Below are 13705 nucleotides of genomic sequence, written 5' to 3'. Positions count from 1 at the left end.
TTCAGCAAGGTGGGTTCTCCGTGACACTCGATCTCCAGAAACGAAGCTCCGAGCGGCCGGTGGCGGCCGCCCGGCCCCGGCGGCGGGGACCTGCCGCACCGCCGTGGTGGTTCACCGTCCCGGCGCTGCTGCTGTTCGCCTTCGTGGTGCTCGTCCCGAGTGCCCGCGGGGTCTACTACGCCTTCACCGACTGGGACGGCCTCGACCCGGCCTTCGCCGTCATCGGCCTGGACAACTTCACCGCGATGGCCGACGACCCCGACGCGCTCGGCGCCATCTGGCACACCCTGCTCATCGCGGTCGCGATCACGGTGATCCAGAACGGCATCGGCCTGCTCCTGGCCCTCGGCGTCAACACCACGATCAAGAGCCGCAACGTCCTGCGGGTCCTGCTGTTCGCCCCGGCCGTGGTCACGCCGATCGTCACCGCGTACCTGTGGCGCAACCTGCTCGGCCCGGACGGCGCGGTCAACAGCCTGCTCGGCGTCTTCGGCATCGAGGGCAAGAACTGGCTCGGCGACCCCGGCCTGGCCCTGTGGATGATCGTGCTGGTCGTGGTCTGGCAGTTCGCCGGCTACTCGATGGTGATCTTCCTGGCCGGCCTGCAGTCGATCCCGCGGGAGATCTACGAAGCAGCCGCCATCGACGGCTCCGGGCCGGTCCGCCGGTTCTTCTCGATCGTCCGGCCACTGCTCGCACCGGCCATCACGATCAACCTGATGCTGTCGATCATCGGCGGGATCAAGCTGTTCGACCAGGTCTACGCGCTGACCGGCGGCGGTCCCGGGCACGCCACCGACACCATCTCCACTCTCATCTACAAGGACGCGTTCACCCTCGGTGAGTTCGGCTACAGCATCGCTCTCGCCGTCGTACTGACCGCCATCGTCGCGGTCGTCTCCGCCGGCCAGTACGCCGTCCTGAACCGCAACGAGAAGGCGGCGTCATGAACCGCTACACCACGAGAACGTTCCTGCTGGAAACGGCGATGGTCGCGGTGGCGATCGTCTTCGCCTTCCCGGTCTACGTCCTGGTCAACCTGGCGATCCGATCACCGAGCGACACTTCCTCGCCGATCGCGCTCACCCGGAGCCCGACCCTGGCCAACTTCAGCCAGGCCTGGCAGGAGGGCGGCCTCGGCGGTGCCCTGATCAACAGCCTGATCGTCACCGCGGTCAGCGTCCTGATCGTGCTCATCGTGTCGTCGCTGGCCGCCTACCCTCTTGCGCGGTCCACCGCGCACTGGTCCCGCGGCACCTTCCTGCTGATCATGCTCGGGCTGATCCTGCCGTTCCAGCTGGCCGCGCTCCCGCTCTATCAGACCATCCGCGACCTCGGACTTCTCGGTTCGATCTGGTCGCTGGTGCTGTTCTACGCCGGCCTGCAGGTCCCGTTCACCACGTTCCTCTACGTCGGCTTCCTGCGAGCGCTGCCGCGCGACTTCGAGGAGGCCGCCACCATCGACGGCTGCGGCCCGCTGACCGCGTTCCGCTACGTCGTGCTGCCGATGCTCAAACCGATCACCGTCACCGCGCTGGTGCTCAACACCGTCAGCGTCTGGAACGACTTCTTCACCCCACTGCTCTACCTGTCCGGCAGCGACCAGCAGACCATGCCAGTCGCGGTCGCCGGCTTCGTCGGCCAGTTCGTCTCCGACTGGAACCTCATCTTCGCCGCCCTGCTGATCAGCATCGTGCCGGTCCTCGCCGTCTACCTGTCCCTGCAGCGCAGCATCATCAACGGATTCGCGGGAGGGCTGAAGGGATGACCCCTTACGGCTTGCAGACCGAACAGCGCACCGAACCACTCGGCCTCGACGAGACCCGGCCCCGGCTGTCCTGGAAACTTCGCTCCGACCGCAACGGCGCCACGCAGATCGCGTACCGAATCACCGCTTTTGACGGTGACGACCAGGTCTGGGACACCGGCCGCCGGGAATCCGCCGAGACCCTGTTGATCCCATGGGAAGGACCGGCCTTGCGGCCGGCGACTCGCTATCGCTGGTCAGTCGAGATCTGGGACGACGAGGGTACGCGCGAAGCCGCCGAGTCCTGGTTCGAAACCGGGCTCCTCGACCCGTCGGCGTGGACCGCCGTCTGGATCGGCCGCGACCAGCGTGCCCTGCCACCGGTCGACCCGCCCACCGACGACGACCTGGTCACTCCCGGAGTGACCGAGGCGCCGATCCACCTGGGCCGCACCTTCCACCTGGCGGCCGCGCCGGCCCGGGCCCGGCTTTACGCCACCGCCCGCGGGATCTACGAGGCGAGCCTCAACGGCACCCGCATCGGTGATCACGAGCTGGCACCCGGCTGGACCGAGTACCACCAGCGCGTCCAGTACCAGACCTACGACGTCACGGCGCTGCTGCGCGACGGCGGCAACCGTCTCGAAGCGGTCGTCGCCGACGGCTGGTGGAGCGGCTATGTCGGCTTCGACCCGCGCCGCCCGGCCCGCCACTACGGCGACGCCCCCGGACTGCTCGCCCAGCTGGTCCTCGACTTCGCCGACGGCTCCCAGCAGATCATCGCCACCGACGGTGACTGGACCGAGCACGACGGCCCGATCCGCTCCGCCGACCTGATGATGGGCCAGTTCACCGATGGCCGCCGCGAACTGTCCGCCCCGCGCCCGGTCATCGTCCTGGACACCGCCCCCGGACCGCTGGTCGCCGAACCCGACGCGCCGATCCGGGTCACCGCCGAACTCCCGGCCGTCACGGTCGAGGGCGGCATCGCCGACTTCGGTCAGAACCTGGTCGGCCGGGTCCGCCTCACCATCCGCAACGCCGTGGCCGGGCAGCGGATCACCCTGCGCCACGCCGAAGTTCTCAACGAGGACGGCACGCTCTATCTCGACAATCTGCGCCGGGCCGCTGCCACCGACACCTATATCTGCGCCGGCCGGTCGGTCGAGGTCTTCGAGCCGCGATTCACCTTCCACGGCTTCCGGTACGCCGAGGTCCACGGCTACCTGCCGGCCCGCGATGACGTAACCGCCCAGGTTCTGCATTCCGACACCCCGTGGACCGGCCGGTTCGAGTGTTCGGACGCCACCGTCAACCAGCTGCACGCCAACATCGCGTGGGGACAGCGCGGCAACTTCGTCGCGGTACCGACCGACTGCCCGCAGCGCGACGAGCGCCTCGGCTGGCTCGCCGACGCCCAGGTGTTCGCGCCCACCGCGACCCGCAACGCCGACGTGTCCGCGTTCTTCGCCCGCTGGATGCGCGACGTCGTCGGCGGCCAGAACGCCGACGGCGCGTTCCGCGACGTCGCGCCGATCATCGCGTTCGACCGCGAGGGCGCACCGGCCTGGGGCGACGGCGGCGTGATCATCCCGTGGCTGCTGTGGCGCACCTACGGCGACCGGCGCGTGCTGGAACGCAGCTTCGACGCGATGGCCGCCTGGGTCGAGCACATCCACCGGCACAACCCGAACCTGCTGTGGGAGCACCGCACCGGCAACTCCTATGGCGACTGGCTGCAGATCGACGCGGAGACCCCGCGCGACGTGCTCGCCACCGCGTACTTCGCGCACAGCACCGCGATCGTCGCGGCGGCCGCGGAGGTCCTCGGCCGGCCGGCCGAGCCCTGGAAGCAGCTGCACGCGGCGATCCGGGACGCCTTCGCCGGCGCGTTCATCGGCGACGACGGCAGCATCAAGGGTGCGACGCAAACCTCGTACCTCATGGGTCTGGCCTTTGATCTTGTCCCTGGTCATCTCCGGCCGCTTGCGGCCGCGCATCTCGCGGCCGACATCGAGAGTCGCGGCAATCGGCTGACCACCGGCTTCGTCGGCGTCTCCCTGCTGTGCCCGGTGCTGACCGAGTTCGGCCGCGCCGACCTCGCCTATGCCCTGCTGCACCAGGACGAGTACCCGTCCTGGAACTACTCGATCCGGCACGGCGCCACCACGATCTGGGAGCGCTGGGACGGCTGGACCGAACAGCACGGCTTCCAATCCGCTGCGATGAACTCCTTCAACCACTACAGCCTGGGCAGCGTCGGCGACTGGCTCTACGGGCGGGTCGCCGGCATCGACCAGACACCTGCCTCGATCGCCTATTCCGAGCTGCTGCTGCGACCCACCCCGGACCCGACCGGCCGGCTGAGGTGGGCGCGGGCCGAACAGGAGACCGCCCGCGGCCTGGTGGCCTGCGGCTGGTCCATCGACGACGACCGGCTCACCGTGACCGCCACGGTGCCGCCGGGAAGCACCGCGATTGTGCACCTCCCGAACGCCGAACCTCGGCGGCTGACGTCCGGCCGCCACACCATCACCACCCCCGTCTGAGTCATCTCCAACGCAGGAGAAGATCATGAAACGATTCCTTGCCGCTTTCGCGGCCGCCACCCTCCTCACCGCCTGTTCCAGCGGCACCGGATCCAGCTCCGGCAGCGGCGACGACCAGACCCTGACCATCGCCTCGGTGGATCAGGGTTCGATCGAGAAGGTCGTCGACGCGTTCAAGGCCGCCAACCCCGGCGTCACGGTGAACCTGTCCACCAGCGGCGCCGACCAGTACCAGCAGCAGATCCGCACCCAGCTGTCGTCCGGCACGGCACCGGACGTGATGACCGTCTGGCCCGGCAACGGCAACCCCGGCGCCACCTACGTGATCGCCAAGCCCGGTTACCTGCGCGACCTGTCCGACCAGCCGTGGGCCGCCCAGCTGCCGGACGCGTTCAAGCAGGTCGCCCAGTACGACGGCAAGACGTACAACGCGCTGTTCGGGCTCAACGGCATCGGCGCGGTCTACAACGACGAGGCGCTGACCAAGTCCGGACTCACGGCGCCGGGCACCTGGACCGATCTGCTGGCGTTCTGCAAGGCCGCCGCCGGCAAGGGCACGCCGGCGTTCGCGCTCGGCATCCAGGACAACTGGGTCACCCAGATCGCCCTGTACGCCCTGGTCGCCACCACGGTCTACAGCGCCGACAAGGACTTCGACACCAAGATGGCGGCCGGGCAGGCCACCTTCGCCGGTTCGCCGTGGACGGTTGCGATGGCAAAATATGAAGAAATGTCGGGTGCCGGCTGCTTCCAGAAGGACCCGCTCGGCACCAGTTACGAGGCCAGCCAGACGCTTGCCGCCACCGGCAAGACGCTCGGCATCATCCAGGGCAACTGGATCATCGGGCTGCTCAAGGGCAAGAACCCGGCCGGGACGTTCAGCATGAAGGCGCTGCCGGCCACCGACGACGCGGCGCAGTTCATCATGCCCGCGGCCGCCGGCGCCGGGTACGGCGTCAACGCCAAGGCCAAGAACCCCGATCTCGCGCTGAAGTTCGTCAACTTCGTGATGTCGCCGGAAGGCATGAAGACGTTCAACGAGGCGCAGGGCAGCCTGCCGACCCTGTCCGGCGCCGGCACCACCGTCGACCCGGGTCTGGCCGAGCTGACCTCGTTCGTCGAGGGCAACAAGACCGTGCCGTTCATGGACCAGCTCTGGCCCAACGCCAAGGTGCAGCAGACCATGCTCAGCGGCCTGCAGGAGGTCTTCAGCAACCAGGCCACCGCCGCCGACGTCCTGGCGGACATGGACACCGACTACAAGGCCGGAGCATGAAGCGCCGCACAGCACTGGGACTGTCCCTTGCCGTCCCCTCCGCAACCCTGTTGACCGCGAGCCCCGCCTCCGCCCACGCACCCGGCCTGCGTGTCGTCGGACTTCGCGTCAACGGACGCGGTGACCAGCCGCTCGGCCTCGACGCCCCGAACCCGGTGCTGAGCTGGCGATTCGCCGAGACGACATCGGCCGCCGCGGACCGGCAGACCGCCTACCAGATCCGGGTCCACGACGGCAGCCGGCTTCTCTGGGACTCCGGCAGGGTGACCTCGGCCGTCCAGTCCGGCGTCCGGTACGGCGGCAAGGCGCTTACCTCCCGGCAGCGGGTGACCTGGCAGGTCCGCGCCTGGGACGCCAACCGGCACGCCACCGACTGGAGCCGGCCGTCCACCTGGGAGAACGGCCTGCTGGAGCAGAGCGACTGGGGTGGTGCGCGCTGGATCGAATACCCCGGCCGCACCGAGACCCAGCCGATGCCGATCTTCGCCCGGCAGTTCAGGACCGACCCGCACCGCAAGGTCATCCGGGCCCGGCTCTACCTCTCCGGCGTCGGCCTGCACCTGGCCACCGTCAACGGCCGATCCCTGACCGATGAGGTTCTGGCGCCGGGGTACTCCAACTACCAGCTCTCCAGCGAGTACCGGGTCTACGACATCACCTCCTCAGTGAAGCAGGGTTCCAACACCGTCGGTGTGCGGCTCGGCAACGGTCCTGCCTACGTCCGGCGCAGCGTCACCAACCCGGCGGTCGGGCGTACCGCGCCGTACGCGTGGTGGCAGAGCCAGCTCAAGGGCACCGGCACCCTGTCCGGCGCGGTCGAAGCCGGGGCCACCACCGTCACGCTGAGCAGCGTCACCGGCTATCACGTCGGCGGCACCCTCAACGTCGACACCGGCGACGGCGGCGACAACCTGGAGTCGCGGGTCATCACCGCGATCGGCGCCGACAGCATCACCGTCACGCCGGGGCTGTCGAAGCCGCATGCGGCCGGCGTCACGGTCACCGGGTCCGGCAACAACATCGCCGCCAGCGACGCCAGCGCCGGAGCAGCGGTCACTCCTCGGTTCATCGCGCGGCTCGAAATCGCGTACGCGGGTGGGAAAGAGACGGTGATCGTCTCGGACCGTGAGTGGCGCGCGGCGCTGGGCCCACTGATCACCGATGCCTGGTATTCCGGCAGCGATCATGACGCGCGCCGTGAGCAGCCCGGCTGGGACCAGCCCAAATCCGACCTGTCGGCAGCCGCGAAGCGGCGTGACGGCACCGCGATGGGATGGATCGCGGCCGGGATCGCGCCGCCGCCGAACCTGGCCACTCGGCTGGTCGGCCGCACTGCGCCGCCCATCACCGTCGCTGAAACGTTCAAGCCGGTGGCGGTCACCAATCCGGTGCCGGGCACGTGGGTGTTCGATTTCGGGCAGAACATCGTCGGCCTGCCGCAGCTGCGGGTGACGGGCCTGCCGGCCGGCACCACGATCCGGATCTCGCCGGCCGAATCCCTCGCGGCCGACGGCACTGTCGATCAGGCATCGCTCAAGGGCGGTGGTGGAAGCCGGGGTGTTGACCTGTTCAACACCTATACGACGGCCGGGCTGCGCGGTGGCGAGACCTGGCGGCCGGACTTCAACTACTTCGGCATGCAGTGGGTGCAGGTCAGCGGGCTGCCGTCGTCCTTTGTGCCTGCGCCGGACCTGGTCACGGGGCTTCGGGTGCAGGCCGACACGCCGGTCGCCGGCGCGGTGACCACGTCGAACGCGCGAGTCAACCGGATCCACGAGATGGCCTGGTACTCGTTCGCCGGCAACATCCAGTCGGTGTTCACCGACTGTCCCGGGCGGGAGAAGCTGTCCTACCCGGCCGACTACACGATGCCGATGGGCTCGATCCACCGGAACTTCGACCTGTCCGCTTATCTGCGCACCCACGAGCACCATCTGGTCGAGGGGCAATCAATCGCGGACACGCCGATGGCCGGCAACGTGGCGCTCAAGACGCCGGTCTACGACTGGGGTTACACCGGGCGGTTCGGCGACGAGATCAACTGGGGTAACGCGATCATCCTGGTGCCGGGGTTCCTCCGGCAGCTCTACGGCGACGTCTCCACCGCTGAGCGGTACTACCCGCAGATGGTGGCGTTCGCCGACTACATCGCCCGGCAGAAGGCGGCCGGTCACATCGTCGACGCGGCCCTCGCCGACTGGGTGTCGGCCGAGCCGGTTTCCGGGCGGATCACCGGGACCTGGGGTTACTACACGATGATCTCTTCGTTGGCGGCGCTGGCTTCTGATCTTGGTCGATCGGCGGACGCCCGGAAATACTCGGAACTGTCAGCCGAAATCGCCGCAGCTTTCCACAACACGTTCTGGGATCCGGCTCGCCGGCTCTACGCGGACAACGGTGCTGTCTCCCAGACGGCCCAGGCGCTCGCGCTCGACGCCGGTCTGGTGCCGGACGCCGAGCGGCAGGTAGTCCTCGACGGTTTGATCGCGATGATCTACGCGTTCCACCCGAACGGCGACGGTCCGCACTTCAGCGGCGGCACCATCGGCATGGCGCCGACCGTGCGGGCGCTGTCTGCCGGTGGCCGTGACGACGTGCTCTGGGACCTCATCCAGGAGGATGAACAGCCCAGTTACGGCTACTTCATGGAGTCCACCGTCGCGAACCCGGGCGGCATGACCACCATGGGGGAGCGGTGGAACCGCGGCGACTCCAAGAACCACATGATCCTCGCCCAGATCGAGGAGTGGTTCCACGCGGGCCTGGCCGGCATCCGGGCGGCCGAGGGCACGGTCGCCTACCGCGAACTGGTCATCCAACCCAAGGTGGTCGGCGACCTGACGTTCGTCCGCGGTTCCTATGTCACGCCGCAGGGCACCGCCCGCTCGGAATGGAAGCGGGACGGCAACCGGCTGAAACTGACCGCCACCATCCCGCCGAACACCACCGCTCAGGTCTGGGTGCCCACCCTGGGCGGCCGGGTGGCCCGCACCCCGCGCCGGGCGACGTTCCTGCGCCTCGACGGTGGCTATGCCGTCTACCAGGTGCCGTCCGGCACCTATCACTGGTGATTCCCCGGCCCGGCCGCCGCTCTCCGGTGGCGGCCGGGCCGCTCTCGAAAGGACCGGCGTGACCTTCCCCGACGGCTTCCTCTGGGGCAGCGCCACCTCCGCCCACCAGGTCGAAGGCGGCAACACCAACAACGACTGGTGGGACTTCGAGCAAAATCCCGCCTCTGCCGCGAGGTGGTCGTCCGGCGACGGCATCGATCACTTCCATCGGTACGCCGATGACTTCGCGCTCCTGGCATCGCTGGGCCACACCGCGCATCGACTGTCGCTGGAGTGGTCCCGGATCGAACCCGCGCCCGGCCAGTTCAGCCGCGCCGCCGCCGACCACTACCGGCGGGTGCTCACCGCCCTGGCCGAGACCGGCATGACCGCCTTCGTCACGCTGCACCACTTCACCCTGCCGCGCTGGCTCGCCTCCCGGGGCGGGTGGCTCGCGCCCGACGCTGTTTCTCTCTTTGCTCGTTACTGCGCTCGGGTGACGGCCGAGTTCGGCGACCTGATGCCGTACATCTGCACCATCAACGAACCACAGATGATCGCCCTGCACGGTTATCTCGAGGGCTACCACCCGCCCGGCGTCACCAACCCTGCCCTGTGGCGGCGGGTCGGTGGTGTCCTGCTCGACGCCCACCTCGCGGCCGTCCCGGCGATCCGTGCCGCCGGCGGTCTGCGGATCGGCCTGGCCGTGCAACTGCCGCTGCTGGCCGGCTCCGGCTCGTTTGTGGACGTGATGCGGCACGAGATCGTCGACCGCTACCTCGACGGCCTGACCGGCGTCGACGGCGGCGACTGGCTCGGCGTGCAGTACTACCGCAAACAGTGGGTGGACGCCTCGTCGCCGTTCTTCTTCGCACCACCACCGCAGGACGTGCCGGTCACGCAGATGGGCTGGGCCGTGCACCCGGACGGGCTGCGCGAGATGCTGCACCGCGCCGCTCGCGTTGGCCTGCCGCTATTTGTCACCGAGAACGGCATCGCCACCACCGACGACACCGAACGGGTCGCGTACCTGCGCTCGCACGTCGCGGCGGTGCGGCAGGCGATCGCCGAAGGTGCCGACGTGCGCGGCTATCTGCACTTGTCGGCGTTCGACAACTTCGAGTGGAGCGAGGGCTATCGGCCGAAGTTCGGGCTGATCGCCGTTGACGACGACTTCACCCGCCGGCCCAAACCGAGCGCGTACGCCTTCGCCGACATCATCCAGGAGGATTGATCATGGACAGTCCCGTTACTCGCAGAGTGCTGATCGGCGGTTCGCTGGCGGTGGCCGCCTCGTCGTTGGCCGGGGTGCCGGCTCAGGCGGGTCATGGGCACGCCCGAGACGAGGCCGTGACCCGTTATGGCCGGGTGCGTGGCCGTCGCGAGGACGGCATCGTGAAGTTTCTCGGCGTCCCCTATGCCACGCCGCCGCTCGGCAAGCTCCGTTTCCAGGCGCCGAAGCCGCCTCGCGGTTGGCGCGGCGTGCGGGACACCGTCGACTTTCCCAACCCCGCCTATCAGGCGGCCGGCGGCGAGATGGGACCCGGCGGCAACGGCCGGATGCCGGCGCCGTCCGAGGACTGCCTGTACCTCAACGTCTGGACCCCGGCCGCCGACCGCAAACGCCGGCCGGTGATGTTCTACAACCACGGCGGCGGCTACATGATCGGCTCGGGGTCCGCGACCGGGCAGGACGGCTCCTACCTGGCTCGTCGCCACGACGTGGTGGTCGTCGAGTCCCACCACCGGCTCGGCCTGCTCGGCTACCTCCACCTCGGATCGTTCGGCGACTACGCCGCCAACCAGGGGATGCTCGACATCCTCGCGGCGCTGCGCTGGACGGCGGAGAACATCGAGCACTTCGGCGGAGACCCGGACAACGTCATGGTCTGGGGCGAGAGCGGCGGCGGCGCCAAGACCGCGGCCGTGTACACCATGCCGGCTGCTTCGCGGCTGTTCCACAAGGCGTCGATCGAGAGCGCCGCGCCGCTGCGGTTCCCGACCCGGGACGGTGCCACCGCCCGTGCCGAGCGCACCCTGCACCTGCTCGGGCTGACCCGGCGTGACGTGCGTACGCTGCACGACATCCCGGCCGCCCGGCTGCTGGAGATCCAGCAGTCAGAAGCCGCGAACGGGGTCGCGCCCTGGGGTGACCCGGACCCGCTGCCCGGCTTCGGCGCCTTCGTCGACGGCACGATCATTCCGCGGCACCCGTTCGCCGGCGGCGCCGCTCCGTTCTCGGCCGGCAAACCGCTGATGGTCGGCACCACCCGCGACGAGACGGTGTTCTTCAGCCTGTTCGGCCCGCCCGACATCTTCAGCATCGACGACGCCGGGCTGCGCAGCCGGCTGAGCGGCACCTACCAGGGTGCGGAACTCGACCGCATCATCGACACGTTCCGCCGGTCACGCCCCGGTGCGACTCCGGCGCAGCTCTACTTCGCCATCACCACCTCGCCGATCTGGCGGGACGCCATCAAGATCGCCGAAGCGAAGCACGCTCAGCACCGTGCGCCGGCGTACATGTACCAGCTCGCCTATCCCGACCCGACACTCGTACCCGGCACCCGCTTCCCGCTCGGCTCACCACACGCCTCCGACATCCCGCTCAAGTTCGCCACCCTGAGCGGCGACGCATTGCCGGGACGGCGAGCCACCGCCCGGCACATGAGCGCGCTGTGGGCCGGCTTCGCCCGCACCGGCCACCCCGCCGCGCCCGGCGTCCCGCGATGGCCCGCCTACACACCGAAGACCCGCGCCACGATGTGGATCGACGCCGACTGCACCATCGTCAACGACCCGGACAGGATCGAACGCCGCTACTGGGAGGACCAGCGCCCGTAGGACGTGTCCGCGAGGTGTGGACGTTCCCGCATTGCGCGGGCGCCTCCGTACATACGTGTAGATATATGGATACCGTGGGCGATGCTCTTCACCAGTTGGCGCGCCAGTACTGCGGTGGGTACGGGATCTCGGTGCGGGGCACGCCGAGCCGGGACGCGGCGGATGCCGCCCAGTGCGGGTCGCGCAGCGCGGCGCGGCCGATCGACACCGCGTGCGCCTGACCCGACGCCAGGATCGTCTCCGCCTGGATCGCCTCGTCGATGAGTCCCACCGTGCTCACCACCAGGGGAGTGCCGGCGAGCTCCCGGGTCAGCTCCGCGGCCAGCGTCACCTGATATCCGGGGCCGACCGCGATGTCCGCGCCACGACCGAGGCCGCCGGAGGACACGTCGACCCAGGTCACACCGTGGTCGGTGGCGAGGCGGCGCAGCAGGCGCGCCGAGGCGGCCACATCCCAGCCGCCGTCCACCCAGTCGGTCGCGCTGATCCGGATGCCGAGCGGCTTGTGCGCCGGCCAGACCGCGCGGACCGCGGCGGCCACCTCGCGGACCAATCTCGTACGCCTTTCCTCATCCCCGCCGTAGCCATCGATGCGGGTGTTGGTCAGCGGCGACAGGAACTGGTGCATGAGGTAACCGTGGGCGGCGTGCAGCTGGATGGCGTCGTAACCCGCGGCGTCCGCCCGCCGGGCCGCGGCGGCGAAAGCGGCGACCACCTCGGCGATGCCCTGCTCGCTCAGGGCGGTCGCGGCGTCCAGCCCCGGCAGCACGGGCGCGTCAGCGACCCCGGCCGTCTGCCAGCCGCCGTCCGCGGCCGGCACCGTGCCGTCCGGCTGGCCCGGCAGCCACGGATAGGTGGAGGCCTTGCCGCCGGCGTGGGCGAGCTGCACCGCGGCGGCGGCACCCTGGGAGTGGATGAACCGGACCAGTCGCTGGTGTGCCTGCTGCTGGGCGTCGGTGTAGAGGCCGACGTCACGGGGGCTGATCCGTCCGCGCGCTTCGACGCCGGTGGCCTCGGTGGTGACCAGGCCGAAGCCGCCGGCGGCGAAGGAACCGAGATGCTGCAGATGCCAATCGGTCGGCACGCCGTCCTCGGCGTCGATGACGTACTGGCACATCGGCGCGACGATCGCCCGGTTGCGCAGGGTGAGACCGTCGCCGTCGGGCGCGGGCAGAGTGAGTGGCGTGAACAGCAGCGGCATGGTTCCCCAATGTACTTGCAGGCGCGTTGTTTCGGTGTCTGCAAGTAAAATTAGTTGCAGACGCGGCCTTTCGCAAGCGCCCCGTACGGGGTCAGGGAACGATCACCACCGCGCCGCGTACGCCGCCCCGGGCCAGCCGGTCGTGGGCGGCCGCCGCGTCGTCGAAGCGGTAGACGCCCGCGACGCGAAGCGGAATGTCACCGCTGGTGACGAGCTTGACGAGCCCCTCCAGCCGGGATCCGTCCGATGACACCTCCATCGCGAAGGTGCGGATTCCGCGCACCGGTTCCGGGCGAAGCGGGGGCGACGCGGCCACGAAGCCGCCGCCGTCCCGTACCCGATCAAGCAGTGCGGAACCGATCACCGCGAGGTCGATGACCGCGTCGAACACTCCCGCGGGCTCCTCGGTGCGCGCCAGGAACGTCGCGCCCAGCGACTCGACGAACTCGCGGTCGCCGTCTCCGGCGAGCCCGGTGGCGCGCAGACCGGCAGCCCGGGCCAGCGCCAGGACGAATCCGCCGACCTGCCCGGCCGCGCCGGTGACCAGCACTGTCGAACCCTCCGGGAGCTCCAGCAGGTCGAGGGCCTGTGCGGCGGCGAGGCCGTTCGTCGGCAGCGTCGCCGCCTCGGTGGCCGGGACGCCGCTGGGCGCGCCGGTCAGCGAGGCGGCGTCGAGCACCACGTACTCCGCGTGGGCGCCGCTCGTCGTCTGCAGCCACGGCGAGAAGCCGATGACCTCGTCGCCGGGGGCGAACTGCTCGACCGCATCGCCGGCCGCGTCGACCACGCCGGCCACGTCCCAGCCGGGTGTGTAGGGCAGGCCGGTCGGCAGCGGCGCCGGGAACCGGCCGGAGCGGACCATCAGATCGACCGGATGCAGCACGGACGCGGCGACCCGCACCCGCACCTGTCCCGGCCCGGGCGCCGGCACCGGAACCTCGGCCACCCGCAGGACCTCCGGTCCGCCGAACTCCGCATAACTGACTGCACGCATCGCCGTCTCCCTCGCTTGGTGTCGCTCTTGCGAACACCACGACG

9 protein-coding genes are annotated in these 13705 nt (G+C 69.8%); 7 read left to right on the top strand and 2 right to left on the bottom strand.

Annotated elements, in window-relative coordinates; all coding sequences use genetic code 11:
- Positions 1 to 20: 20 nt before the first annotated feature.
- From B0I29_RS18980 to B0I29_RS18950, 7 genes are read left to right on the top strand one after another with little or no spacing between them, the layout of a single operon-like run.
- The gene (locus tag B0I29_RS18980) at positions 21 to 950 is read left to right on the top strand and encodes a carbohydrate ABC transporter permease (RefSeq protein ID WP_111650356.1); all 930 of its coding nucleotides are present in this window, start codon (positions 21 to 23) and stop codon (positions 948 to 950) included.
- Complete coding sequence (locus tag B0I29_RS18975; RefSeq protein WP_111650355.1) at positions 947 to 1768, top strand: carbohydrate ABC transporter permease; 822 nt, start codon at positions 947 to 949, stop codon at positions 1766 to 1768. Before B0I29_RS18980 ends, B0I29_RS18975 begins: the two co-directional genes overlap by 4 nt.
- Complete coding sequence (locus tag B0I29_RS18970) at positions 1765 to 4296, top strand: alpha-L-rhamnosidase (protein WP_111650354.1); 2532 nt, start codon at positions 1765 to 1767, stop codon at positions 4294 to 4296. The genes B0I29_RS18975 and B0I29_RS18970 overlap by 4 nt, the downstream gene beginning before the upstream one ends.
- Before the next feature lie 25 nt (positions 4297 to 4321).
- Positions 4322 to 5572 (top strand): ABC transporter substrate-binding protein, encoded by a 1251-nt coding sequence (locus B0I29_RS18965; protein ID WP_111650353.1) that lies wholly within the window; start codon positions 4322 to 4324, stop codon positions 5570 to 5572.
- Positions 5569 to 8643, top strand: a complete 3075-nt coding sequence (locus B0I29_RS18960) for an alpha-L-rhamnosidase (RefSeq protein WP_111650352.1) — start codon at positions 5569 to 5571, stop codon at positions 8641 to 8643. Before B0I29_RS18965 ends, B0I29_RS18960 begins: the two co-directional genes overlap by 4 nt.
- A gap of 58 nt (positions 8644 to 8701) precedes the next feature.
- The gene (locus B0I29_RS18955) at positions 8702 to 9856 is read left to right on the top strand and encodes a glycoside hydrolase family 1 protein (protein ID WP_111650351.1); all 1155 of its coding nucleotides are present in this window, start codon (positions 8702 to 8704) and stop codon (positions 9854 to 9856) included.
- 2 nt (positions 9857 to 9858) lie between these two features.
- The gene (locus tag B0I29_RS18950; protein ID WP_111650350.1) at positions 9859 to 11466 is read left to right on the top strand and encodes a carboxylesterase/lipase family protein; all 1608 of its coding nucleotides are present in this window, start codon (positions 9859 to 9861) and stop codon (positions 11464 to 11466) included.
- Positions 11467 to 11554: 88 nt separating this feature from the next.
- Here B0I29_RS18950 and B0I29_RS18945 read toward each other — a convergent pair whose 3' ends face one another.
- Positions 11555 to 12667, bottom strand: a complete 1113-nt coding sequence (locus tag B0I29_RS18945; RefSeq protein WP_111650349.1) for an oxidoreductase — start codon at positions 12665 to 12667, stop codon at positions 11555 to 11557.
- Between the two features lie 91 nt (positions 12668 to 12758).
- Complete coding sequence (locus B0I29_RS18940; protein WP_111650348.1) at positions 12759 to 13661, bottom strand: NADP-dependent oxidoreductase; 903 nt, start codon at positions 13659 to 13661, stop codon at positions 12759 to 12761.
- Positions 13662 to 13705: the final 44 nt, after the last annotated feature.

Source organism: Actinoplanes lutulentus (assembly GCF_003259845.1).
Lineage (GTDB): Bacteria > Actinomycetota > Actinomycetes > Mycobacteriales > Micromonosporaceae > Actinoplanes > Actinoplanes lutulentus.
Note: the sequence above shows the minus strand (reverse complement) of the source record. Positions and strands in the feature narration are given on the sequence as shown.

Bases quoted from the DNA above. Each gene is read 5' to 3' on its own strand.
- B0I29_RS18975 (WP_111650355.1), top strand. From the start codon at position 947: ATGAACCGCTACACCACGAGAACGTTCCTGCTGGAAACGGCGATGGTC.
- B0I29_RS18970 (WP_111650354.1), top strand. From the start codon at position 1,765: ATGACCCCTTACGGCTTGCAGACCGAACAGCGCACCGAACCACTCGGC.
- B0I29_RS18965 (WP_111650353.1), top strand. From the start codon at position 4,322: ATGAAACGATTCCTTGCCGCTTTCGCGGCCGCCACCCTCCTCACCGCC.
- B0I29_RS18960 (WP_111650352.1), top strand. From the start codon at position 5,569: ATGAAGCGCCGCACAGCACTGGGACTGTCCCTTGCCGTCCCCTCCGCA.
- B0I29_RS18950 (WP_111650350.1), top strand. From the start codon at position 9,859: ATGGACAGTCCCGTTACTCGCAGAGTGCTGATCGGCGGTTCGCTGGCG.
- B0I29_RS18945 (WP_111650349.1), bottom strand. From the start codon at position 12,667: ATGCCGCTGCTGTTCACGCCACTCACTCTGCCCGCGCCCGACGGCGAC.
- B0I29_RS18940 (WP_111650348.1), bottom strand. From the start codon at position 13,661: ATGCGTGCAGTCAGTTATGCGGAGTTCGGCGGACCGGAGGTCCTGCGG.